This is a genomic window from Aliarcobacter vitoriensis, assembly GCF_048320235.1.
In the GTDB taxonomy this organism is placed as follows: Bacteria; Campylobacterota; Campylobacteria; order Campylobacterales; family Arcobacteraceae; genus Aliarcobacter; species Aliarcobacter vitoriensis.
In genome coordinates, this window is sequence record NZ_CP182882.1 from 244404 (window position 1) to 267714 (window position 23311).

At 26.5% G+C, this 23311-nt stretch carries 26 protein-coding genes; 9 read left to right on the plus strand and 17 right to left on the minus strand.

Annotated features, from left to right (window positions below; translation table 11 throughout):
- Nucleotides 1-8: 8 nt before the first annotated feature.
- Nucleotides 9-782, minus strand: coding sequence for a tRNA 2-thiocytidine biosynthesis TtcA family protein (locus ACNSOS_RS01260; RefSeq protein ID WP_418185638.1), 774 nt, complete (start codon nt 780-782; stop codon nt 9-11).
- Between the two features lie 108 nt (nt 783-890).
- On the opposite strand from ACNSOS_RS01260, the gene ACNSOS_RS01265 reads away from it, so the two are divergent.
- The 3 genes from ACNSOS_RS01265 to ACNSOS_RS01275 are packed head-to-tail and all read left to right on the plus strand — an operon-like array spanning nt 891 to nt 3207.
- The gene (locus tag ACNSOS_RS01265) at nt 891-1088 is read left to right on the plus strand and encodes a hypothetical protein (protein WP_113892538.1); all 198 of its coding nucleotides are present in this window, start codon (nt 891-893) and stop codon (nt 1086-1088) included.
- Nucleotides 1089-1090: 2 nt separating this feature from the next.
- The gene (locus ACNSOS_RS01270; RefSeq protein WP_418185639.1) at nt 1091-2311 is read left to right on the plus strand and encodes a molybdopterin molybdotransferase MoeA; all 1221 of its coding nucleotides are present in this window, start codon (nt 1091-1093) and stop codon (nt 2309-2311) included.
- Nucleotides 2311-3207 carry a DMT family transporter gene (locus ACNSOS_RS01275; protein ID WP_418185640.1) on the plus strand — a complete coding sequence of 299 codons (897 nt, stop codon included), beginning with the start codon at nt 2311-2313 and terminating at the stop codon, nt 3205-3207. The genes ACNSOS_RS01270 and ACNSOS_RS01275 overlap by 1 nt, the downstream gene beginning before the upstream one ends.
- On the opposite strand, the gene ACNSOS_RS01280 is transcribed toward ACNSOS_RS01275, so the two are convergent.
- The 12 genes from ACNSOS_RS01280 to ribA all read right to left on the minus strand — a co-directional run bounded on the left by ACNSOS_RS01280 (nt 3204) and on the right by ribA (nt 12907).
- Complete coding sequence (locus tag ACNSOS_RS01280) at nt 3204-4088, minus strand: neutral zinc metallopeptidase (protein ID WP_418185641.1); 885 nt, start codon at nt 4086-4088, stop codon at nt 3204-3206. The genes ACNSOS_RS01275 and ACNSOS_RS01280 overlap by 4 nt on opposite strands.
- Before the next feature lie 189 nt (nt 4089-4277).
- Nucleotides 4278-5570, minus strand: coding sequence for a hypothetical protein (locus tag ACNSOS_RS01285; protein ID WP_418185642.1), 1293 nt, complete (start codon nt 5568-5570; stop codon nt 4278-4280).
- 108 nt (nt 5571-5678) lie between these two features.
- The gene (locus tag ACNSOS_RS01290) at nt 5679-6878 is read right to left on the minus strand and encodes a DNA recombination protein RmuC (protein WP_418185643.1); all 1200 of its coding nucleotides are present in this window, start codon (nt 6876-6878) and stop codon (nt 5679-5681) included.
- A complete protein-coding gene (locus tag ACNSOS_RS01295; RefSeq protein ID WP_418185644.1) occupies nt 6875-8101 on the minus strand; it encodes a M48 family metallopeptidase in 1227 nt (408 codons plus the stop codon). The genes ACNSOS_RS01290 and ACNSOS_RS01295 overlap by 4 nt, the downstream gene beginning before the upstream one ends.
- Nucleotides 8102-8137: 36 nt before the next feature.
- The gene (locus ACNSOS_RS01300; protein ID WP_418185645.1) at nt 8138-8608 is read right to left on the minus strand and encodes a phospholipase D-like domain-containing protein; all 471 of its coding nucleotides are present in this window, start codon (nt 8606-8608) and stop codon (nt 8138-8140) included.
- A gap of 3 nt (nt 8609-8611) precedes the next feature.
- On the minus strand, nt 8612-8974 hold the full coding sequence (locus ACNSOS_RS01305) for a YbgC/FadM family acyl-CoA thioesterase (protein WP_418185646.1): 363 nt from the start codon (nt 8972-8974) through the stop codon (nt 8612-8614).
- Nucleotides 8974-10989 (minus strand): glycine--tRNA ligase subunit beta, encoded by a 2016-nt coding sequence (gene glyS, locus ACNSOS_RS01310; protein ID WP_418185647.1) that lies wholly within the window; start codon nt 10987-10989, stop codon nt 8974-8976. Before glyS ends, ACNSOS_RS01305 begins: the two co-directional genes overlap by 1 nt.
- Nucleotides 10982-11140, minus strand: coding sequence for a hypothetical protein (locus ACNSOS_RS01315; RefSeq protein WP_418185648.1), 159 nt, complete (start codon nt 11138-11140; stop codon nt 10982-10984). The genes glyS and ACNSOS_RS01315 overlap by 8 nt, the downstream gene beginning before the upstream one ends.
- A gap of 19 nt (nt 11141-11159) precedes the next feature.
- On the minus strand, nt 11160-11531 hold the full coding sequence (locus ACNSOS_RS01320) for a hypothetical protein (protein WP_418185649.1): 372 nt from the start codon (nt 11529-11531) through the stop codon (nt 11160-11162).
- A gap of 4 nt (nt 11532-11535) precedes the next feature.
- Nucleotides 11536-11751: a PP0621 family protein gene (locus tag ACNSOS_RS01325; protein WP_113892525.1), complete on the minus strand. Its 216-nt coding sequence runs from the start codon at nt 11749-11751 to the stop codon at nt 11536-11538.
- A 2-nt stretch (nt 11752-11753) separates the two neighbouring features.
- Complete coding sequence (gene rsmG, locus ACNSOS_RS01330; RefSeq protein WP_418185650.1) at nt 11754-12335, minus strand: 16S rRNA (guanine(527)-N(7))-methyltransferase RsmG; 582 nt, start codon at nt 12333-12335, stop codon at nt 11754-11756.
- Nucleotides 12332-12907: a GTP cyclohydrolase II gene (gene ribA, locus ACNSOS_RS01335; RefSeq protein ID WP_418185651.1), complete on the minus strand. Its 576-nt coding sequence runs from the start codon at nt 12905-12907 to the stop codon at nt 12332-12334. The genes rsmG and ribA overlap by 4 nt, the downstream gene beginning before the upstream one ends.
- 60 nt (nt 12908-12967) lie before the next feature.
- On the opposite strand from ribA, the gene hemB reads away from it, so the two are divergent.
- The 3 genes from hemB to ACNSOS_RS01350 are packed head-to-tail and all read left to right on the plus strand — an operon-like array spanning nt 12968 to nt 15687.
- Complete coding sequence (hemB, locus tag ACNSOS_RS01340; RefSeq protein ID WP_418185652.1) at nt 12968-13942, plus strand: porphobilinogen synthase; 975 nt, start codon at nt 12968-12970, stop codon at nt 13940-13942.
- A 1-nt stretch (nt 13943) separates the two neighbouring features.
- Nucleotides 13944-15017: a PAS domain-containing sensor histidine kinase gene (locus ACNSOS_RS01345; protein ID WP_418185653.1), complete on the plus strand. Its 1074-nt coding sequence runs from the start codon at nt 13944-13946 to the stop codon at nt 15015-15017.
- Nucleotides 15018-15021: 4 nt separating this feature from the next.
- Nucleotides 15022-15687, plus strand: coding sequence for a response regulator transcription factor (locus tag ACNSOS_RS01350; protein WP_418185654.1), 666 nt, complete (start codon nt 15022-15024; stop codon nt 15685-15687).
- Here the strand turns inward: ACNSOS_RS01350 and ACNSOS_RS01355 are convergent.
- The 3 genes from ACNSOS_RS01355 to ACNSOS_RS01365 are packed head-to-tail and all read right to left on the minus strand — an operon-like array spanning nt 15664 to nt 18602.
- Nucleotides 15664-16368, minus strand: a complete 705-nt coding sequence (locus ACNSOS_RS01355) for an anaerobic ribonucleoside-triphosphate reductase activating protein (RefSeq protein WP_418185655.1) — start codon at nt 16366-16368, stop codon at nt 15664-15666. The two genes, ACNSOS_RS01350 and ACNSOS_RS01355, sit on opposite strands and share 24 nt — an antisense overlap.
- Nucleotides 16319-16453: an anaerobic ribonucleoside-triphosphate reductase gene (gene nrdD / locus ACNSOS_RS01360; protein WP_418186321.1), complete on the minus strand. Its 135-nt coding sequence runs from the start codon at nt 16451-16453 to the stop codon at nt 16319-16321. The genes ACNSOS_RS01355 and nrdD overlap by 50 nt, the downstream gene beginning before the upstream one ends.
- Before the next feature lie 31 nt (nt 16454-16484).
- Nucleotides 16485-18602 carry a ribonucleoside triphosphate reductase gene (locus ACNSOS_RS01365; protein ID WP_418185656.1) on the minus strand — a complete coding sequence of 706 codons (2118 nt, stop codon included), beginning with the start codon at nt 18600-18602 and terminating at the stop codon, nt 16485-16487.
- Between the two features lie 179 nt (nt 18603-18781).
- On the opposite strand from ACNSOS_RS01365, the gene argF reads away from it, so the two are divergent.
- The 3 genes from argF (at nt 18782) to ACNSOS_RS01380 (ending at nt 22266) form a co-directional block, all read left to right on the plus strand.
- Nucleotides 18782-19711 (plus strand): ornithine carbamoyltransferase, encoded by a 930-nt coding sequence (gene argF, locus ACNSOS_RS01370; protein WP_418185657.1) that lies wholly within the window; start codon nt 18782-18784, stop codon nt 19709-19711.
- Between the two features lie 4 nt (nt 19712-19715).
- A complete protein-coding gene (gene hemN / locus ACNSOS_RS01375) occupies nt 19716-21083 on the plus strand; it encodes an oxygen-independent coproporphyrinogen III oxidase (protein WP_418185658.1) in 1368 nt (455 codons plus the stop codon).
- 160 nt (nt 21084-21243) lie between these two features.
- Nucleotides 21244-22266, plus strand: a complete 1023-nt coding sequence (locus tag ACNSOS_RS01380) for a hypothetical protein (RefSeq protein ID WP_418185659.1) — start codon at nt 21244-21246, stop codon at nt 22264-22266.
- 33 nt (nt 22267-22299) lie between these two features.
- Here ACNSOS_RS01380 and ACNSOS_RS01385 read toward each other — a convergent pair whose 3' ends face one another.
- Nucleotides 22300-23280, minus strand: a complete 981-nt coding sequence (locus ACNSOS_RS01385) for a diaminopimelate dehydrogenase (protein ID WP_418185660.1) — start codon at nt 23278-23280, stop codon at nt 22300-22302.
- Between the last annotated feature and the right edge of the window lie 31 nt (nt 23281-23311).

Here is a 23311-nt window from a genome sequence, read left to right on the forward strand (position 1 = left end):
TAGTATCATTAATCTTTAATATCTAATTTTATATCTTTTAAATCTTTATAGAAAAATGTTGGTAATTGTATATTACTAAATGCACTTTTCATAGATACAAATATTTTTGGATTTTCTTCTTCTAGTTTTGCTAAAAGTTCTTTTGTTGTAGCTCTTGCATGTGGCATTTTAACATCAAATCTTAGCCCTGGACAAGCTTCATCACCGATTACTCTTATTTCATTTGTATTGGCAAATGCTCTTAATTGTCTCTCTCTACAAAAAATTAAAGGTCTTATAACTTCTAAACCATTATCTGCTGTATATTTTGGTGGCATTGTTCTCATTGTACCATTGTAAAAAAAGTTCATAAAAAATGACTCCATAGCATCATCTAAATGATGTCCAAGAGCAACTTTATTGTAGCCTTGTTCTAATGCAGTTGTATATAAATACCCTCTTCTCATTCTTGAAAAAAATGAGCAAAAAGACGAATTTTTTCTTATTTTTTCTCCAGCTAAATCAAAAATTTGAGTATCAATAATCTCATGTTCAATTCCATATTCTTTACAGTGATTACTTAAAAACTCGATTTGTTCACCCATTCCATAAGTTACAGTTACAGCTTTAAAATCAAATTTATATGGGGCTACTTTTTTTATTCTATTTAGTGCATGAATTAGTGTAAGAGAGTCTTTCCCCCCACTAAATCCAACTAAAATTCTATCACCATCTTTTATCAAACCATATTCTGCATTTGTTCTTCCAATAATAGTTGATATTTTTTTACTTAATTCTATCAATTTTATTCCTAATTATTTTTTTGGGATTATATCCAACAAAGTTTTAATAAACTATTTTAGATAAAAAATATATAATTTCGGTTTATTAGCCTATTCTAAAGGGAAACAATGACAAATGAAGAAGAATTAATATTTATTGATAAGATAAAAGAGACTATTTTACCAATTGCGATATATTTAAGTGATGAAGAGATAAAAAAAATTATTGATCAAGTAGAAAAATCAAACGATACTTTACCCGAAGGCTTTGGAAATATGCTTTTTGAACAAGTTATTATAATGAAATACAATAGATTAGGTAAATAAAAATGAGAGATTTTATAAGTTATAAAAAATCTTTAGAAATTTTAAATAATATAAAAATTCCAAAATCTGTAACTAAAAGAGTATTTATTTCAGATGCAATTGGTCAAGTTTTAGCAAAAGATATAGTTGCAGACCATAATAGCCCAGAGTTTCCAACTTCTGGTATGGATGGATATGCTATAAAATTTGAAGACATAAATAGCGATTTTTTAGAGATTATCGATAAAAACCCAGCTGGATTTGTGGTAGAAAAAAGTGTTGAAAGCAAAACTTGTATTAAAACTTTTACAGGTTCACTTATGCCTCAAGGAAGTGATACTTTAGTTCCTATTGAGAATGTTGAAGTTGTAAACAATAAAATAAAAATCACAAAACCTGTTTCTTTTGGTTTTGCAGTTAGAAATATAGGTGAAAACTACAAAAAAGATGAAATTTTAATCAAAGCTGGGACAATAATAGGATTTAGTGAAATTGGTGTTTTAGCTTCACTAAATATTCCTCAAATAGATATTTTTATCAAACCTTTAATAGCGGTTGCTAGTACTGGAAGTGAAATTTTAGATTTAGGTGTTGAAAAGACAAATGACGCACAAATAAGAAGTTCAAATCACCTAACATTAGAGGCTTTGTTTAAAAGTAATGGAGCAGATATTTTACAAATGGGTCCAGTTGAAGATGATATAAAAACTATTACAGATTTTTTTGAAACAGCTTTACAAAAAGCTGATATTATAGTAACAACTGGTGGAGTTTCAGTTGGAGATTATGATTTTGTACAAGATGTTATAAAAGATAAATTAAAAGCAGAAGTTTTATTTCATGGAGTTAGTATAAAACCTGGTATGCATATACTCGTAGCTTTAAAAGATGAAAAAATCATCATAGCACTTCCTGGATTTGCTTATTCTTCTACAATTACAGCAATTTTGTATGTTTTACCTTTGATTTATAGATTTAGAAAAGCAAATGAAAGATTACCTATAATAAAAGCTAAAATAAATCAAGATTTCAAAAAAACTCAAAATAAAACTATTTTTACTGCCTGTAATGTTGAATATAAAAATAGTGAATATATTATAGATTTTGTAGGTAAAAAGCAAGGAACAAGTGCTATTTTGACAAATATGCTAGGTAATCCTGCACTTTTAATACAAGATGAAAATAGTGAAGATATAAAAGCTGGTGATTTAGTAGATATATTGTTGTTAAACAACCTTAAATAATGAATAAAAACTTTTTTTATATTTTAATAGTTCTTGCTATGATATTTTGGGGTGCTTCTTGGATAAGCACCAAAGTTTTAACTACCTATATAAATGCCTATGAAATGGTATTTTTACGAATGGGAATTTGTTTTATTTCTATGATTCCCATTGTATATTTTTTAAAAATGCCATATAAAATGGATTTAAAAACTTTTATCTTAGTAGTAATTGCTTCTATTTTATTGGTTTTATATTCTGTTTTTATGTTTTTTGGAGTTGATCATGGAACAGGGAGTTTTGGTGGAGCATTAGTTCCTACTTTAATACCAATAGCAACATATCTTCTTGTAGCAATACTTTCTAAAAAAACAATTTCATTAAAGCACTCTTTTGCTTTAGTTTTGGGTGCTTTTGGAGTTTTAAATATGTTAAATGTTTGGAATTTTCAAGCAGATGAGATATTTTCAAAAGACAATATTTACTTTGTAACTATCTCATTTTTATGGGCAATTATCACGATAATAACAGCAAAAGCTACAAAAATAAACGCTTTTGTATTTACTTTTTATACTTATGTTATCTCAACTTTTATTATTTATATTTTATATATTGATAACTCTATTTTCCAAACAGTGATAAATTATGACTTTAATTTTTGGTTCAATGTATTTGTAATCACAATCCTAAGCACAACATTTGGAACTTCTATATATTTTTTAGGTGCTACAAAACTTGGAGCAAAAGAAGTTTCTAGTTTTGTATTTTTAGTACCTATAAGTGCTATTTTTTTAGGAGCTATTTTTTTAGGAGAAGAAGTTGGAGTAAATACTATAATTGGAGTAGTTTTTGCGATGATTTCAATATATATTTTAAATAATCTTAAATTTCCAAAAATATTCAAAAAAAGAGTTTAGAAACTACAAGTTTCTAAATCTCCAGTTTTAAATCCTTTTTTAAAAGCTTCCATTCTTTGTTTTGAAGTTCCATGAGTAAAAGAATCTGGAACTACATAACCTTGAGCTTGTTTTTGTAAAGTATCATCCCCTATTGCATTTGCAGCATTTAAAGCCTCTTGTAAATCACCATCTTCTAAAGAGTTAAATATAGCTTGTGAATGATGAGCCCAAATACCAGAATAACAATCAGCTTGTAGTTCTACTTGAACTTGAAGAGCATTTTGTTTTGTAGTTGAAAGGCTACTTTTTGCTTGTTGGACTTTGTTTAAAGTTCCTAAAAGGTTTTGTATATGATGCCCTATTTCATGAGCTATTACATAAGCTTGTGCGAAATCTCCAGAAGCATTATATTTTTTTGCTAATTCATCAAAAAAAGATAAATCAAGATAAACTTTACTATCAACAGGACAGTAAAATGGTCCAACTTGTGAAGATGCAAATCCACAAGCACTTTTAACTCCACCTCTAAAAAGTACAAGTTTTGGCTCTTGATATCTCAATCCATTCTCTTTAAAAATATTTGCCCAAATATCTTCAGTTTGGGCTAAAACAGCACTCACAAACATAGCACTTTTATCATCTTGTGCTTGATTTACTACTTTATTTGTTTGATTACTTTGAGTTCCTCCATCAAGTAAAGCTAAAGGATTTATCCCAAAAATAAAATATGCGACAACACCAACAATTAAGATAATTCTTCCTATTTTTGTACCTAAAAGTGCCTTTATCAAAGGTAATAAAGCTAGCATAGAAGAACCACTTGTTCTGCTTCCAAAATTTTGAGTTTCGCCTCTTCTATCTTCTACATTTGAACTTCTTCTATTATCTTCCCACTTCATCTATATCCTTAATATTTAAAAAAATTATTATATATTATCTTTAAATTAATATTGCTGAAAGATTTTTAATTCGTTCCCAAGCTCTAGCTTAGAAATGGATATCTTTTCTAAATAATATTATCATTTCATTTTAATTTTCATCTGCATTCACAATGATGATGTTTGGAATGAGAAATGCCGCCATAGTATTTATTCTCCTTGTGATATATTGTATAAATATAAATCATTATTAAGTGTATAAAAAACAACTTTTTTAAAATCTCTACTTAGTGTAAAATTTTCTACTTCATTAAACTCTTGAACTATTTTCATATCTTTTTTATCAAAAATATAAATGGTTGAATACCATGCCCATATCATATATCTATTATTTAAGTTATAAATTCCTTTATTTATAGAACATATTTTTTTCTCATGACAAAAAAAACTCTTTTTTTCATTTGTAACAAGATTTACAATCCCTAGATTTCTTTTAGAGCCAATTTCACCATTTTCACCGTATTCGAAAAGGAAAGTATCTTTATCTATAAAAGCTTCCCCTCTACCATATACAGTAAATGGCGAATCAAAACTATGAATAAATTTATCATTTTTTAAATCATATACTATATATTTTTTATTTGTAATATGTTCTTTGCTATCTATAATAACTTTTTCAAAAAGTACATATTGTCCGTTTTCACTTATAACTACTACTTTAAATTGAGTATCTAGTCTATTATCTGCTGTAATAATTTTTTTTGTTTTAAAACTATCTTTATCATATAGGGCTATTCCCTCTCCACCTTTTTTATTTAATCTATCTATATACTTATATTTTCTAAAATTTTTCATTGCTGTAGTATCATAACAAAAAACTTCTACTCCTTCCTTATTTTTGTATTCTTGTGATATAAAATTATCACAATTATAGTAATTATGAACTAGATTATTTGTTTCTAAATCTAATATAGTAAATTTATCTTTAGTACGCTCTTTTATAATAATATCTTCAATTTTTGTACAATCTTTATTACTATTTTTTCCATATTCAAAAATATGAGTAGTACCACCACCATTTTTACCTCTAACATCACACCTTGTTTTAAGTACCTCTTCGTAAATACCACTTATATATATTTTTTTACCATCTTCTGCGTATTTAAAATTTGAAGTATAAAGAGCATTTGTTTTATCAAGCTTTATATCTTTTTTTAATTTTCCACTTTTTAAATCTATAAGCATAAAATGGTCAGTTTGAAATAAATCATATTTTCTAGTATCTCTTAATGATATAGCTATTTCATCTTTATTTGTTGGAGAAAATTGCATATTGGATATATATGAGCTTGTAGGTAAACTAATAGTTTTGTCATAAACTAATACTTGTTTTTCTGAATATGTTTCCTTAAGGTCATATTTTGATAACTTTATCGCACCACACCCACTAAAAATAGATACTATTAAAAGTGCTAAAAAAAATATTTTAATATAAGTTTTCATTCTATATTTCTCTCCTTGTGTAATTTTAATTTGAAATAAATTATCTTTTTAATATAAAATCATAACAAAAACTTGCCACTTTCTTGTTATGGTAATATTTATAAATTATTATTCTTTATTTAAAAGATATTTTTCTGATATTTTTTTATTTGGTTTTACTCCCAAATCCAAGAATTTCTCTGCTCTTGAGATAAGATTTCCTCTTCCAGAACTTAGTTTATTCATAGCTTTTTCATATGAATCTTGGCTTTTATTTAGATAGTTTCCAATAGATTCTACATCTTCAACAAAAGCTACAAATTTATCATATAAATCACCTGCTTGTTTTGATATCTCTTTTGCATTTTCATTTTGTCTTTCATCTGCCCAAATATTTTCAATAGTTCGTAAAGTAATATATAAAGTCGATGGAGAAACTAGCATAATATTATTTTTTAAAGCTAGTTCAAAAATATTTTGATTTGTTTGGTTTAGCAAGATAAAAGCCCCTTCAATAGGGATAAACATCAAAACAAAATCTAAACTTCTTAAATCACTCAAATTTTCATATTTTTTTGAACTCAAATCTTTAATATGACTATTTATAGAACTTACAAGTTTGTTTAAAGCATCTTTTTTATCATTTTCATCTTCACTATTTGTATAGTCAATATATGAATTTAAAGATAGTTTTGAATCAATGATAATATCTTTGTTTGTTGGAAGATGAACTATCACATCAGGACGAAATAGTTTTCCACTATCATCTTTAAAAGAGTTTTGAACTTTGTATTCTAAGCCTTTTCTAAGTCCAGTTTGCTCCAATATTGAAGATAAAATCATTTCTCCCCAATCACCTTGAAGTTTATTTTGTCCTTTTAAAGCTTTTGTAAGATTTATAGCATCTTGTGAAATTTGATTGTTTAACTCTTTTAGATTTTTTATCTCTGTTATAAGAGAACTTCTTTGTTTTGTATCTTCATTGAAGATCTCATTTACTCTTGTTCCAAATAGAGTTAATTGCTCTTTAAAAGGTGTTAAAACTTGATTTATATTTTGGTTTGATTTTTTTTGAGTATCATCAAAAAGTCTATTTGCAAGGTTTTCAAACTCTAGTTTCATCTGTTGTTTATTATTTTCTAAAAAAGCAATTTTTTCTTTTAAACTCTCTTTTTCAATCCTGAAAAGTTCTTCAATATTTGCAAGTTTTAACTCATAAGAGTTTATGATATTTTGATATTTTTGTCGTATAAAAAATCTAGTAGCCAAAAAGATTACTAAAACCAATCCTACAAAGGCTACTAAAATAAAATAGTCAATATTTATCATATCTTATCACTAAATTTTTTTGTATGTACATCATATCCAAGCTCTTTAAATCTCTCAATCAAAGGTGGATGAGAGTAGTAAAAGAAAATATATAAAGGATGAGATAATGGAAATGATTTATTTTCATTTGCAAGTTTTAATAAAGCATTTACTAAATCCTCTTTTGTAGCTAAATTTGAGCCAAATTCATCTGCTTTATACTCATTGTGTCTTGAAATAAGAGATATTAAAGGCATCAAGAAAAATGACAATATTGGAGAAAATATCAAAAATACCGTTATTATCGCATAAGGCTCGTTGTTTAAAGATAATCCTAAAAATAGTTCATCATTTAAATTTCCAAATATAGCAAAGAAAACAAACATAACAAATCCCATAATACCTATATTTTTTAAAATATCACCATTTTTAAAGTGTCCTAATTCATGCCCTAAAACAGCCAATAATTCATTGTGAGTTAATTTTTCAACTAAAGTATCAAATAAAACAACTCTTTTTGTGCTTCCAAGTCCACCAAAATAAGCATTTAATCTATTATCTCTTTTACTTGCATCAACACTGTAAACACCACTACTTTTAAACCCTACTTCATCTAAAAGTTTTTCTATTTTTTCTTCAAGTTCTTTATCTTTTAGATTTTCAAATTTATCGAACATTTTATCTCTAATAACTGGATAAAGCATATTTATAAGTATAATTACAGCAAAAATAAAAATAAATCCAAAAATCCACCAAGCTGGGAAGTTTTGAATGATAAATGCAATTGCTGCAATCACAAGTGAGCCAAAAACTAAAAATAAAATACCAGTTTTAATAGTATCTTTTATAAAAAGTGCTGGTGTAATGTTTGAAAATTCATATTTTTTATTTAGTTTAAAAGTTGAATATAGTTCAAATGGTAAACCTAAAAACCAATTTATAATGATAAATAAATCTACAAAAATAATAGCTTTTAGCCAATATTCATCAATTTGTATAAAAGAATCTAAAGTTTTTAATCCAAAACCAATCCATATAATAAATAGAACAAAATCATAAAAAGTTGAAGCAAGATTTAACTTCTCTTTTTCTATTGAATAGTTCGAAGCTTCCAGATATTTTGATGGTTCTAAAATAATAGCTTCCAATTTTCTTGCATCTTGTATAAAACCTATTTGCATAAATGAAGTGTAAATATTAACAGCAAAATAGATACAAAATGCGATAACAAATATCTCTAACACATATAATCCTTTATAATATATTTTAAAGATTATATTTTATTCAAATTTTGCTCTAAACTCTTTTAATTTAGATATTAACTTCTCATCTTTTGAGATATAAATCAAATCATAGTTTTCTTCAAATGATTTTTTTGTAAAATTCGTACTACCTATAAGAGCTAAATTGTCATCTATTAACATAGCTTTTATGTGCATTTTATTTTTATCTTTATTTACAATAGTTTTTATTTTGCTATCTTTAAATAGTTTTAAAACATCATCATCTTTTGAAACTTTCTCACCATCAAATAAAACAGTTATATCTGTACCATTTTTTGAAGCTTCTAGTAAATCTTTTGCTATTTTTTTATACGAAAAATTGTACATAGCAATAAAAATAGAAGATTTTGCTTCTTTTATTAAAGATTTGATTTTTTCTTGTGCAATTTTCGACTCATCAGGAAGTAAAAATACCTCATTTGCAAAAATATTCAAAGAAAAAAGTAAAATTAGTATTAGTTTTTTCATATTTTACTCCAATATAGAAAATATATATTCAGGGATTTTTGCTGGTTTGAAGTTTTTTAAGAAAGCTAGTTTAAAAGTTGCTTCAAATATCTTTTCATTTTCTCTAAAAATCTCTTGCTTCATTAAAATTGAAGCAGATTTTTTCTCTATAAGCTTTGTTTTAACTTCTAAAATATCAGCAAAAACTGCTGATTTTATCCAGTTTGCTTCACAAGATTTTACTACAAAAAATTCATCTCCATTGTGTGGAGACAAACCTTTTTGAAAAAACAATTCACTTCTGGCTCTTTCACAAAACTTTAAATAGTTTGAATGATAAACTATCCCTCCACAATCTGTATCGTCGTAGTAAACTCTTATTTGCATTAGATAGTAATCTCTTTAATATCAGCTATTTTTCTAAATCCTTGATAAACAAGACCTATAAGATTTTTTCTATTTGTTCTTATTTTTTCATCTTCGTGATTTACAAATACATTCTCAAAAAAGTTATCTAATTGTGGTTTTAAAGCAAAAAGTGCTTCAAGTTCTTCTTCAAAAGTTTCAAAATTTGTAGTTATAACTTTGTTAAATAGGCTATAAAGCTCTTTTTCTTCATTTACTTCAAATAAACTTTCATTTATAGTTAAATCTTTTAAATCAACATCTTTTATGATATTTGCAACTCTTTTAAATGTAGTTACATAATCTTTGAAATTATCACTTTGAACTATTGGATTTAAAGCTTCAACTTTTAAAGAGATTTTATAAATATCACTTTCACCACTTGATAATACTGCTTTTAAAACAGTTGGATTTACACTATCAAATATTTTAAACAATCTTTCATTGAAAAATTCAATTAAAATTTTTTTATCTAAATTTTTATAATTTCCTGACAATTCATCAACTATTTTTGTAAAATCAATAGCAAGTTTATGTTTTATAGCTATTCTTACTATTCCAAGTGCCGCTCTTCTAAGTCCAAATGGATCTTTTGAACCAGTTGGAATTTTTCCTACACTAAATAAAGCCATAAGATTATCTATTTTATTTGATAAAGCTACAATACTTGAAAAAACTGTTGAAGGAAGTTCAGACTCTTCTCCTGTTGGTAAATACTGTTCTTTTAAAGCCAATGCTAAAATTTCAGGTTCATTCGCTATTTTTGCATAGTAATATCCCATCAATCCTTGAAGTTCCGTAAATTCATAAACCATTTCACTCATCAAATCAGCTTTTGAAAGCATAACAGCTTTATTTACTAACTCTTTTTCATTTAAATTTAAAGTATTTGCTAAATAAGAAGCTATTTTAGCTTCTCTTTCACATTTATCATACATAGAACCTAAACCTTCGACAAAAACAAGTTTTTTAAGCCCTTCATTTGATAAACCATTTTTTATATCATTTTTATAAAAAAACATAGCATCAGCTAGTCTTGGTCTTAAAACTTTTTCATTTCCTTGTATGATATATCCAAAATCATCTGTTTTAGCATTTGAAACAACAATAAAATTATTTGTTAATTTATCATCTTTATAAACTGCAAAATATCTTTGATTTTCTTTCATAGAAGTTACTATAACTTCTGGTGGAAGAGTTAAAAATTCTTCATCAAACTTCCCAATAAGTGCAGTTGGATACTCTGTAATAGCAACAACTTCATCTAAAAGTTCACCATCTATTTCTATTTTGATATTGTGTCTTTGTTCAATATTTTTCATCTGTTCTAAGATGATTTTTCTTCTTTCATCTGGATACAGTATAACTGCATTTTTATCAAGTTTACAAAAATAATCTCCAGCAAAATCAAAACTAAAAGGTTCATAAGATACCATTCTGTGAGCAAAAGAAAAATTAGAAGATTTAACTCCAAAAAGTTCTGCTTCAACTATTTCATCACCTAAAACAACACTTAAACTTCTAATTGGTCTTATAAAACTATCACTTCTACTTGCCCATCTCATAGACTTTCCAAAGTTTAAAGAAGATATAAATTCATTTATCATACTGTTTAAAAGATTTTTAGATTCTTCACCTTTTAACTCTTGTTTAAAATATAAAACTTCACCTTTTCCTAAATCTTTTGTTTGAAGTTGAGAAACTTCCACTCCTAATTTTGAAGCAAAACTAACAGCTGCACCTGTGGGAACTCCATCTTTAAATGCTATTTTAACTGGTGCTCCAAATTGCTCAACAACACTATCTTCTTGTTTTACTTGAAATTCTCTATGCCATAAAACTAACCTTCTTGGAGTATAAAAAAAGTCAAAATCACATAAAAGTCTATTTTTTTCTAAAATATTGCTCCATTTTTTCTCAATATTTGGTAATTCATTTAAAAATGGAATAGCTGGTAATTCTTCAACACCAATCTCAATTAAAAGTGGTTTATTCATCTATATTTTCCTTTTTAGAAGTTGTATTTTTTTCATTCTCTTTGATTTTATCTGTATGTTTTTTTATCTGCTGTCGGTTGAAGTTTATAATAAACATAGCAACCATAAAAACAAATAAAATTATAACTATTGTATCTAGTATCTCTTTCAATTTAAATCCTATTTTAATTTTAAGATAGTAATTTATTGTAAATTACACCATCTATCTCTTTTTTAGCAACTTTTTCTAGTTCATCATTTGAGTAAATAATAGCTAAATTTTTAGAATCAAACATATAATTCTCTGCTATTTTTTGTATTTTTTTAGCTAATTTTATTTTAGAAATTATATATCTTGAATTTAAACTATTTGCATATATTGCTTCTTTCAAATTTTCTACAATCACAGCAAAATTTAAAGAGTTTTCATAACAATATTTGGCTATTTTTTCATCATAATTAAATAGCAAAATAGAGTTTGGTTTTGTAGTTTTTATATCTTCAATACTTCTTATAAAATAAGGTTTTTCATAAGGTACTAAGTTATCACCTATTATTAACATATATTTACCTTTTATTTAAACAATCATTTGAACAATAAAATTTCCCACTACTAACAATCCCCTCTTTTTGAGAAATAAAAGTTTTACAAGTTGGACACTCTACCATTTCATCAGAGATTAATTTATCATCTTTTTTTATATCATTTTTTCTTGATTTTTTAAAAAAAATAAGGTAAATCAAAAAACCAATAATTATTAATCCTAAAATTTTAAGTAACATAATTAAGCCTTTATATATAAGTAATTTCTATCATGTTTTGAAACAATTTTATAGTTGTTTATTTTCGCAATTTCTAGTTCACTTTCAAGCATACTTCCCTTATAGAAAAGATAAGAGGTATCAGATTTTTGCATATTTGCTGTGATTTCCAATAAAAGTTTTGTATTTGTTACAGCTCTACTTGTAATTAAATCTACTTTAATATCTTCCACATCTTCAGCTCTTTTTTGAATAATAGTAAGATTTTTTAATCCTAAACTAGCTTTTACAAAGTTTAAAAAAGCTACTCTTTTTACTCTTGGTTCTACTAAAAAAGCTTTTATATCTTTTTTTGCAATAGCTAAAATAAGCCCTGGATAACCTGCTCCCGTTCCAATATCTGCAAAACTTGAAAAACTTTCTATAAATTTTAATGGATAGAGTGAATCTAAAATATTTTCATTTATATCTTCAACACTTAATCTTCCACTTAAATTGTGAACTTTGCCCCATTTTTGTAAAAGTTCTATAAAAATTTTACAATCTTCATAAAAACTATCTTCAAAATCTAAGTTATTTCTTTCAAGTAAACTTTTTAAACTCAAATTAGATGTCCCATTTTCTCTTTTTTAGTAGATAAATAAGCTTCGTTATATTTGTTTGATTTGATAATAGCTGGTATTCTTTCAACTATTTCAACACCCAAACTTTCAACATATTTTAGTTTTTCAGGGTTATTTGTGATAAGTTTTAGCTTTTCTATTTTCAAGTTCTCAAAAATATACCCAACAACTCGATAATCTCGTTCATCTTCAGCAAATCCAAGTTCTAAATTTGCCTCAATAGTATTTCTTCCATTATCTTGAAGTGCATAAGCATTTACTTTGTTTACTAAACCTATATTTCGACCTTCTTGTCTATGGTATATTACCAAACCACCATTTTGTGCAATAAATTTTAAAGATAAGTCCAATTGACTTTGGCAGTCACATTTTAGACTTCCTAAAGTATCTCCTGTAAGGCATTCTGAGTGAATTCTTACATATGGAGCTTCTAAATTCTCAAAATCTTGACTCATTATTGCTAAATGTTCTTGATATCCATCTTTGTATGCTTTTATCTTAAATTTTCCATATCTTGTAGGTAAATTTGCTATATTTGATTCGATTATATTCATTTGTATTTAAACCTTAAACTGTTAAAATCGCAAAGATTATAACCAAAAGAGGTAAATATTATGTTTAAACGATTTAGAAGATTAAGATTAAATGAAACTTTAAGAAATTTAGTTCAAGAAACAACTTTAAGTAAAGATGATTTTATATATCCACTTTTTGTGAAAGAAGGAAAAGGTATAAAAACTGAAATTTCTTCAATGCCAGGAGTTTTTCAAATGAGTATTGATGAGATTTTAAAAGAGTGTGAATATTTACAAAAAATAGGACTAAACTCTATTATACTTTTTGCCATTCCTGATACAAAAGATTCTGTGGGAAGTGAATGTTTGTGTGATGAAAGTATCATTGCAAGAACAATAAAAGCTATAAAAGATAAATTTCCAAATATGTTTATAGTTACAGATTTATGTTTTTGTGAATATACAGACCACGGACATTGTGGAATACTTGACCCAAAAACACAAAGTGTTCACAATGATAAAACACTTGAAATATCAGCACAACAAGCTTTAGTTCATGCACGTGCAGGTGCAGATATGATAGCACCAAGTGGAATGATGGATGGAATTATCACAACACTTAGAAATGCTTTAGATGAAAATGGTTTCAAAGATTTACCTATTATGGCATATTCTACTAAATTTGCTAGTGGATATTATGGTCCATTTAGAGATGTGGCTGAATCAACTCCTAGTTTTGGAGATAGAAGAACATATCAGATGAATTCTGCAAATAGACTAGAAGCTATTAATGAATCACTTGAAGATGAAAAAGAAGGTGCAGATATACTTATGGTTAAACCAGCACTTGCTTTTTTAGATATTGTTAGAGATATACGAAATGAGACAAAACTTCCACTTTGTGTTTATAATGTAAGTGGTGAATATGCTATGCTAAAACATGCTGGAATTGCTGGACTTATAGATTATGAAAGAGTTATGATGGAAACTATGATAGCTTTTAAAAGAGCTGGAGCAAATATCATCATAAGTTATCATGCAAAAGAAGTTTGTGAGATATTAAATAAAAAATAAGATGAATAACTACCAAAAAGCAATAGAAAACTCAAATATAGTTTCAAAAACTGATATAAATGGAATTATCACATTTGTAAATGATGAGTTTTGTAATCTTTTTGGTTTTACAAAAGATGAACTTATAGGTAGAAATCACAATATAGTAAGACATCCTGATACGCCAAAAGAGAATTTTCAAACTCTTTGGAATTCAATTTTAGATAAAAAAGTATATAAAGCAACAGTAAAAAATCTCTCAAAAAATAAAAAAGATTTATATTTAAATACGACAATTATTCCTATTTTAGATGAGTTTGAAAATATTATTGAGTTTATTGCAATCAGATATGATATTACAAATGAAGTGATGTTGCAACAAGAACTAGAAGAAAAACAAAAAATCATCTTTTTACAATCAAGAATGGCAAGTTTAGGACAGATGTTGGCAAATATTGCCCATCAATGGAGACAACCTTTAACTGAACTAAATTTAAGCCTATATAATCTAAAAAAAGCTTTTGAAAAAGAAGATAAAAAAGAGCTTGAAAAACTTTATGATAGTAGTAAAAACCTTATTTCAAATATGTCAAATACAATTGAAGATTTTACAGACTTTTTTACTCCACAAAAACATAAAAGTACTTTTTTATTAAATCTTGCAATAAATGAAGCCTTGAAAATAATATCAAGAATAGTAGAAGATGAAAAAATAAATATCAAATTTAATATAAAAGAAGATTTAGAAATTCTTGGTATAAGAAATGAACTTGTACAAGTTATATTAAATCTCATTTCAAACTCAAAAGATGCTTTTAATGAAAAACAAATCTCACAAAAAGAGATTGATATTAAAAGTTTTGAAGATAATGAATTTATCTATTTAGAGATTATTGATAATGCTTTAGGTATTCCAAAAGAGATAGAAAATCATATATATGAACCTTATTTTACAACAAAATATCAAAGTAGTGGAACAGGACTTGGGTTATTTATATCTAAAATAATAATAGAAAATAGTTTTAATGGTAATATCTTTTATGAAAAAATACCTAATGGCTCAAAATTCACTATTAAATTCCCAATTTTAGGTTAATTTTATGAAAAATTTAAAAATTTTAATAGTAGAAGATGAACAAAAACTAGCAAATCTCATAAAATCATCAATCAAAGAACTATTTTTCAAAATAAGTATCGCAAAAGATGGAGAAGAAGGTTTAAAAAAATTTAAAAGTTTTAAACCAGATATAATAATAAGCGATATTATGATGCCTAAATTAACAGGCTTAGAGATGAGCCAAAAGATAAAAGAACAAAACAGCTCAATACCTATCATAATTTTAAGTGCTTATAGTCAAAAAGAGATGCTTTTAAAAGCTATAGATTTGGGAATATCTAAATATTTTATAAAACCATTCGATATTGAAAGCTTTATTGAATATTTAAAAGAGATATCAAATAAAATCATAAAAAGTAAATCAATAGTTTTAAAAGATAGTTTTGTATTTCATAATAATAGTTTAAGCTTATACAAAGATGATATTTTAGTTAATATTACAAAAAGAGAAAGAGAATTTTTATATATTTTAATCAAAAATAAAAACTCCCTTGTAAGAATAGAAGATATTAAAAAAAATCTTTGGGAAGATGAAGTTAGTAATGAAAGAGTAAGAACTTTTATAAAAAGATTAAGAGTCAAAACATCAAAAGATTTAATAGAGAATGTATCTTCACAAGGATATTTAATTTCTGTACTTGATAGCTAATTTCGAATTATCTATTAAATCCTTATTTAATAGCTTGTTTTGAGTAATATTTCCTATATTTGATGAGGTTTGTAAGAAATTCTGTACATAATAAACATTACGATATCCCAAACAATAAATAGTGTTTATCATCTCATTTATATCATTTTCATCAATAAAATTCCTATTTACAGTTGTTCTAAGTTCAAAAGGAAAATCTATTTTTAAAAGATATTTAATTGTATTTAACATATCATCATAACTATCTTTTTTTGTTATCAATTTATATTTATATTTTGGGGCTTTAAAATCTATTGCTATAAAATCAATAAGATTTTTAGATAATAGCTTTTTTATTGCCTTTAAATTTGTTCCATTTGTGTCAAGTTTTATTTTAAAACCTAGCTTTTTAACTTTCTCACAAAAAAATACCAAATTATGTATAGTAGCTTCTCCACCAGATAGTACAACAGCTGTTAAAAGAGTTCTTCTTTTACTTAAAAAATCCAAAATATCATTGTGAGTATATAAACCTTGTTTAGCAAAAACTATATTATCATTATAACAATAGTTACATCTAAGATTACAAGATATATGCCAAACTATGCAGGATATTTCACCTACATAATCTGTTGTTGTAAATCTTGTAAAATCATAAACAATTTTTTGGTTCAGTAAATTTAACTCTTTGTTTATGTTCACCTTTTTTTCCTATATTAAAACTTTCAACTGGTCTATGATAACCCATAACCCTAGTATATACTATACATTTAGTTCTTTTTTCCATATTTTTTTGTTGAGATAAACTCAAATTGACATCAAGCAATTTTATTTTTTCCATTCTCTAACTCCTTTTTTATAATTTCATCATCACATTTTGGACAATACTCATATTCTCCAGTTAAATAACCGTGTTTAGGGCAAACTGAAAATAGTGGTGTTATCGTGATATATGGTAATCTAAAATTTGTTATTACATTTTTTACCAATTTTTTACAAGCTTCACTATTTGAAATTTGTTCTTTCATATATAAATGAAGAACCGTTCCTCCAGTATATTTACACTGTAAATCATCTTGTAACTCCAAAGCTTCAAATGGATCATCTGTAAAATCTACTGGTAATTGAGAAGAGTTTGTATAATAAATATTTTTATCAAGTCCTGATTGTATAATATCTTTATATCGTTTTTTATCCTCTTTTGCAAACCTATAAGTTGTTCCTTCTGCTGGAGTTGCTTCAAGATTGTATAAATTTCCAGTTTGTTCTTGATATTCAACCATTTTTGCTCTCATAAAATCTAATAATTCTAAAGTAAAATCAATACCTTTTTTAGTAGATAAATCTACATTTTCTTCTTCAAAAAAGTTTTTTAACATCTCATTCATACCGTTTATACCAATAGTTGAAAAATGATTATTAAAATGTGGTAAATATCTTTTTGTATAAGGATAAAGACCTCTATCATACATCTCTTGTACAAAAACTCTTTTCTTCTCTAAACTATCTTTTGCTAAATCCATAAGCTCTTCAATTCTACTGTATAGCCCTTTAACATCATTTTTATATAAATATCCAAGCCTTGCCATATTTATAGTTACAACTCCAATACTTCCCGTCATTTCAGCACTTCCAAATAAACCTCCCCCACGTTTCAAAAGTTCTCTTAAATCAAGTTGCAATCTACAACACATACTTCTTACATGCCCTGGTTTATAAGCTTCAGCATTTGCTACTAAATTTCCATTTTCATCTTTTTTATATTGACTTCCTACAAAATTCTGAAAATAACTACTTCCTATTTTTGCTGTATTTTCAAATAAAATATCTATATTTTCACTTTCCCAATCAAAATCTTCAGTTATATTGACTGTTGGTATTGGAAAAGTAAAAGGTTGCCCTGTTTTATCACCTTCAGTCATAATCTCATAATATGCTTTATTTATTTGATTCATCTCTTTTTGAAAATGTTTATAAGTAAGCTCTTCTAAGCTATTAACTCCCCTATTTTTAGCTTCTTCTAAAAGGTTTGTATCTTTTAAATCTAAAAAAAGATGTTTTTGATTACGAGTTGGGATTTGTTCTTTTAAATCACTTGGAACTGTCCAATCAATAGTGATATTTGTAAAAGGACTTTGTCCCCACCTTGCTGGAACATTAAGATTATAAATAAAACTTCTAATTGCTTTTTTTATCTCTTTAAATTCAAGTTTATCTTTAAAAATATAAGGTGCTAAATAAGTATCAAAACTGCTAAAAGCTTGAGCTCCAGCCCATTCACTTTGAAGTATTCCCAAAAAATTTGCCATTTGTCCCAAAGCTTCTCTAAAATGATTTGGAGCAAAACTCTCAACTCTTCCTCTTACTTCATTAAATCCTTCATCAAGAAGTACTCTTAAACTCCAACCTGCACAATAAGCACTCAAGCAATCTAAATCATGAATATGAATATCTGCATTTCTATGAGCATAGCCTTGCTCTTTTGTATAAATCTTATCAAGCCAATAGTTTGCTATTATTTTCCCTGCACTATTATTTATAAGTCCTGCGTGAGAGTATCCTGTATTTGAATTTGCTTTTATTCTCCAATCTTCTCCATTTATATACTCTTGTATTGTTTGAGTTGAATTTACATAAGTTGTATCATCATTTAATCCTAATATTTGTTCTCTTTGAATTTTATGAAGATGTCTATATAGTATAAAACTCTTCATAACATCGAAATATCCACTTTTATAAAGCTCTTTTTCTATTAAATCTTGTATAGTTTCTACTTCTTTGATACTTTTTGACTTTATTTGAAATAACACAGAAAAAAAAGCCTCTTTATCATATTTTATATTTACACTTTTAAAAGCTTTTTTTATTGCATCTTCGATTTTATAGACTTCAAACTTTTGTTTTGTTCCATCTCTTTTTAAAATATAATCTATCATTTTTTATCCTTTCTCAACTTTGAAAGTTTATGTAAGAAAGTCTTAATAGCAAATAACTATTTTTGTCACAAAAGTGTCATTTTATGATACTTTTAAAATTGATTCAATGTTGTTTTTAAGTGTTTATAAAAGATAAATTAAATAAAATGTTTGCTTTCAATCAATATAAGGAAATCATTATGCGACACTTCTTAAGCTTAATTGACTACACAAAAGATGAGATTTTAGAGATACTTTCTTTAGCTCAACAAATAAAAGATGAAACAAAAAAAAGAGAATTTAAAGATTATATGCCTAAAAAAGTTTTAGGAATGATATTTGAAAAAAGTTCTACAAGAACACGAGTATCTTTTGAAACTGGTATTTATCAACTAGGTGGAATTGGACTATTTCTTTCATCAAATGATATTCAACTAGGTCGTGGTGAACCTATGAGTGATACAGCTAGAGTTATTTCAAGAATGGTTGATATGGTTATGATTAGAACTTTTGAGCAAGAAAAACTTGAAGAGTTTGCTAAATATTCTAAAGTTCCAGTTATGAACGGGCTTACTGATAAATTTCATCCTGTTCAATTACTTGCAGATTATCTTACAATTATGGAAGAAGGTTTAGATAAAGATTTAGTTGTTGCTTATATTGGAGATGGTAATAATATGGCTCATTCATGGTTAAATCTCGCAGCTAAACTTGGGTTTGAGCTAAGAATTGCAACTCCAAAAGATTATCAAGTTGATAGTGAAGTTTTAAAAAATGCTCTAAATGAAGCTAAAAAAAGTGGTGCAAAAATATCTGTTGGATTTGACCCAAATGAGGCTGTAAAAGACTCAACAGTTGTTACAACTGATACTTGGATTTCAATGGGACAAGAAGATGAAAAAGATAAAAGAGTAAAAGATTTTGCTGGATATATGGTTGATGAAAAAATGATGAATTTAGCAAAAGAAAATGCAATATTCTTACACTGTTTACCAGCATATAGAGAGTATGAAGTGAGTACATCTGTACTTGAGGGAAATCAAAGCAGAATTTTTGAAGAGGCAGAAAACAGACTTCATGCACAAAAAGCTGTTATGGTTTGGTTAGATAGAAAAAGAGATGAGAAATAATTAAATGATAGATTTTGCAAAATTTGTAAAATATTCAAAACCAGGACCAAGATATACTTCGTATCCAACTGCTCCAGAGTTTAGTGAAAGTTTTACACAAGAAGAATTAAAAGAGTTTTATAAAAATCAAAGTGATGATAGAGCCTTATCTCTTTATATTCATATGCCTTTTTGTAGAAGTGCCTGTTATTTTTGTGGATGTAATACAATATTTACTTCAAAAGAAGATAAAAAAGAAAAATATATAACATATTTAAAAAAAGAGTTAAATATTTTAAAAAATCATCTAAATACTTCAAGAACTGTTACTCAAATGCACTTTGGGGGAGGAACTCCAACATTCTTTTCGCCTTCACAACTAGAAGAGGTTATTATTGCTATAAAAGAAGTCTTCCCAAATTTTAGTAATGATGCAGAGATTTCTTGTGAAGTTGATCCAAGATATTTTACAGTAGAACATATGAATGTTTTAAAAGCTGGTGGCTGTAACCGACTTAGTTTTGGAGTACAAGACTTAGATGAAGATGTGCAAAAAACTATTCATAGAATTCAACCTTTTGAATTAACTCAAAATGTTATAAAAATTGCACGTGAAGCTGGTATAACTTCAGTAAATACTGACTTAATATATGGTTTACCATATCAAACGAGAGAGAGCTTTAAAAAGACTTTAGAACAGATGATTACACTTAATACAGATAGATTTGCAGTGTTTAATTATGCTCATGTTCCTTGGCTTATGAAAACTATGAGAAAGTTTGATGAAACAACATTTCCAACTCCTGAAATTAAGCTTGAAATGTTAAAAGATACAATAGACTTTTTTACATCAAATGGTTATAAAATGGTTGGAATGGATCACTTTGCAAAACCAGAAGATGAACTATTTAAAGCTATTGAAAAAGGTGAATTACACAGAAATTTCCAAGGATATACAACTAAAGGTGGTGCTGATTTAATTGGAATTGGGCTAACTTCTATTGGAAATGGAGTAGATTATTATGCACAAAACTTTAAAGAGTTAGAACCTTGGGAAAATGCTATTGATAATGGTGATTTACCTGTATTTAAAGGTTATAAACTTTCATATGATGATATGCTTAGACAATTTGTCATAATGGAACTTATGAGTAATTTTTCTTTAAATATACAAAGAGTTGAAGAAGAGTTCAGAATAAACTTTAAAGAGTATTTTAAGGATGCCTTAATTGCATTAAAAGAGTTTAAAGATGCAGAACTTTTAAATATAAATGACGAAAAAATTGAAGTTTCTCAAACTGGTTCTATGCTAATAAGAAATATTTGTATGCCATTTGATGCATATCTAAATAAAATACCTGAAGAGAAAAGAAGATTTTCTAAAACTATCTAAAATATAAAGTAAAGATTATATCTTTACTTTATCCACTTAAAATTAAGATTTATCCTAATTATTTTTTTAAAATTAAGCAAACTTTTAAGAAAGTTTGAGTTAAAATAATTTCACACAAATAGTGCTATTTAGCACCATAGAAAAACAACAAGGAATAATTATGGGAAAAGCGTCTTTTAGTGTTGAAAGATTAACACAAAATACAGATATTCATACTCAAAGATTAAATGGTTTTAGTTGTGCAATTGTAGGAGATTGTAGCAATAACTATTTTAAAGAATTTTATAACTATGATGATTTTTTAATAAAATCTCAAAATAAATATAAAGAAACTATCAAACAAAATATGCAACAAAGTGCTATATTAAATCTATTTCAAGAAGCAATTATATCAATAGATGAACATCACAAAGAAGATGATATTATAGATCTATTTTTTGAATTAAAACAAAAATTTGGTGGACATGAACTAATAAATCTAACAATTCACAAAGATGAAGGTTATTTCAAAAAAGATGGTAAAAACTACTATCCACATAAGAATATTCTAAAAAAAGGAAATGATTGGTTTATTACTTCTGATTTAAGTAATAGCAAAAATGAAGAAGATTTTAATGTATTAGTAAATATAAATGAATTTCATACAATATTGACCCCTCATGCTCATGCTATTTTTTCAATGTTTGATTTCAAACTTGGAAGAAATGCAAGAATGCAAAAAAAAGACATGGTTGAAAGGCTTAAATTTGTAGCTCAAATTTTAAAAATGGATTATGCTCCTCAAAAAATATATAAAGTTATTTCTAATCAAAATATTTCGGGTTCACAAGATGATTTACAAAATTTAGATAATCAAATAAATATTAGAACACAAATTTTATGTGATATAAATACACAAGTTGCTTCAAAAGAGATTGAGCTGGAAGATTTAAGTCTGAAATTGGCTGAACAATACCATATATTGAATGATATTTTAAATAAAATCAGACAAAAAGATAATGATTTAAATGATTTAATTTCTCAAATCATAATTAAAGAAGATATTTTAGATAGCCTAAGTAACACGATTTTGGTAAAAAGTACAAATATTACTAGTCTTGAAGTACAAATAAAACAAAAAGAGTTTAGATTAGATGAAATAAACAATAAAATAGATATAAAAGCTCAAGGTATAGCAATATAAAATCTAAGGCAAAAGCCTTAGTTTAAAACAAGATTATAAAAGTTCTTTTATTAAATCTTGTGAAGATTTTGGTGATAAAAGTACTGGGGCAACATCAAATACTGTTTTTGCTCCAAACTCACCTTTTTTAGACATTCTAAATGTAGCTCTTGCATAAGCAACAAGTACACTAGCAGTAAATTCTGGATTACTATCAAGTTTTAAAGCATACTCTATTACTTGATTTACTCCATCACTTGATTTACCACTTCTTATTACAAATCCACCATGTGGCATAGTATTGTGGTTTTTATCAAACTCCTCTTGGCTTATGAAATTTACAGTTGTATCATAAGGTTCAAAGTAATTTGGCATAGTTTTGATTTCGTTTTCAATTCTTTTAGAATCAGCTCCATCTTTTAATACAATAAAACACTCTCTTGTATGTTTTTGTTTTGTAGTTAAACTTGGTCTGCTTCCACTTCTTACTTTATCAATAGCTTCTGTTGATGGAATTGTATATTGAACTCCATTTTTTACACCTTCAACTCTTCTAATTGCATCAGAATGTCCTTGGCTTAATCCTTTACCCCAAAATGTATATGTATCACCATCTGGTAAAAGTGATTCTCCATAAATTCTATTTATTGAGAACATTCCAGGATCCCAACCAATAGAAATCATTCCTATTGTTTTGTTTTTTTGGCAAGATTTATCAACACTTGCAAAGTATGCTGGAATTTCAGCATGATTATCATAGCTATCAACTACATTAAAATGCTCTGCATATTTTGGACCTTGTATAGGTAAATCATCTTTTGAACCACCACATAAAATTAAAACATCTATCTTTTCTTTAAATTCTAAAATATTATCTAAAGAATATACAGGAGTGTTTATAGTAGTTACACTTTTAGGGTCTCTTCTTGAAAAAACCGCTACTAAACTCATATCAGGATTTTTTAAAACAGAAAGCTCAACACCTCTTCCTAAATTACCATATCCAACAATTGCAACTTTAATCTGATTATTCATGCTAAACGCTCCTTTTGTAAGTAGTAAGTTT

Bases quoted from the DNA above. Each gene is read 5' to 3' on its own strand.
- ACNSOS_RS01265 (WP_113892538.1), top strand. From the start codon at position 891: ATGACAAATGAAGAAGAATTAATATTTATTGATAAGATAAAAGAGACT.
- ACNSOS_RS01270 (WP_418185639.1), top strand. From the start codon at position 1,091: ATGAGAGATTTTATAAGTTATAAAAAATCTTTAGAAATTTTAAATAAT.
- ACNSOS_RS01275 (WP_418185640.1), top strand. From the start codon at position 2,311: ATGAATAAAAACTTTTTTTATATTTTAATAGTTCTTGCTATGATATTT.
- ACNSOS_RS01280 (WP_418185641.1), bottom strand. From the start codon at position 4,088: ATGAAGTGGGAAGATAATAGAAGAAGTTCAAATGTAGAAGATAGAAGA.
- ACNSOS_RS01285 (WP_418185642.1), bottom strand. From the start codon at position 5,570: ATGAAAACTTATATTAAAATATTTTTTTTAGCACTTTTAATAGTATCT.
- ACNSOS_RS01290 (WP_418185643.1), bottom strand. From the start codon at position 6,878: ATGATAAATATTGACTATTTTATTTTAGTAGCCTTTGTAGGATTGGTT.
- ACNSOS_RS01300 (WP_418185645.1), bottom strand. From the start codon at position 8,608: ATGAAAAAACTAATACTAATTTTACTTTTTTCTTTGAATATTTTTGCA.
- ACNSOS_RS01305 (WP_418185646.1), bottom strand. From the start codon at position 8,974: ATGCAAATAAGAGTTTACTACGACGATACAGATTGTGGAGGGATAGTT.
- glyS (WP_418185647.1), bottom strand. From the start codon at position 10,989: ATGAATAAACCACTTTTAATTGAGATTGGTGTTGAAGAATTACCAGCT.
- ACNSOS_RS01320 (WP_418185649.1), bottom strand. From the start codon at position 11,531: ATGTTAATAATAGGTGATAACTTAGTACCTTATGAAAAACCTTATTTT.
- ACNSOS_RS01325 (WP_113892525.1), bottom strand. From the start codon at position 11,751: ATGTTACTTAAAATTTTAGGATTAATAATTATTGGTTTTTTGATTTAC.
- ribA (WP_418185651.1), bottom strand. From the start codon at position 12,907: ATGAATATAATCGAATCAAATATAGCAAATTTACCTACAAGATATGGA.
- hemB (WP_418185652.1), top strand. From the start codon at position 12,968: ATGTTTAAACGATTTAGAAGATTAAGATTAAATGAAACTTTAAGAAAT.
- ACNSOS_RS01345 (WP_418185653.1), top strand. From the start codon at position 13,944: ATGAATAACTACCAAAAAGCAATAGAAAACTCAAATATAGTTTCAAAA.
- ACNSOS_RS01350 (WP_418185654.1), top strand. From the start codon at position 15,022: ATGAAAAATTTAAAAATTTTAATAGTAGAAGATGAACAAAAACTAGCA.
- nrdD (WP_418186321.1), bottom strand. From the start codon at position 16,453: ATGGAAAAAAGAACTAAATGTATAGTATATACTAGGGTTATGGGTTAT.
- ACNSOS_RS01365 (WP_418185656.1), bottom strand. From the start codon at position 18,602: ATGATAGATTATATTTTAAAAAGAGATGGAACAAAACAAAAGTTTGAA.
- argF (WP_418185657.1), top strand. From the start codon at position 18,782: ATGCGACACTTCTTAAGCTTAATTGACTACACAAAAGATGAGATTTTA.
- hemN (WP_418185658.1), top strand. From the start codon at position 19,716: ATGATAGATTTTGCAAAATTTGTAAAATATTCAAAACCAGGACCAAGA.
- ACNSOS_RS01380 (WP_418185659.1), top strand. From the start codon at position 21,244: ATGGGAAAAGCGTCTTTTAGTGTTGAAAGATTAACACAAAATACAGAT.
- ACNSOS_RS01385 (WP_418185660.1), bottom strand. From the start codon at position 23,280: ATGAATAATCAGATTAAAGTTGCAATTGTTGGATATGGTAATTTAGGA.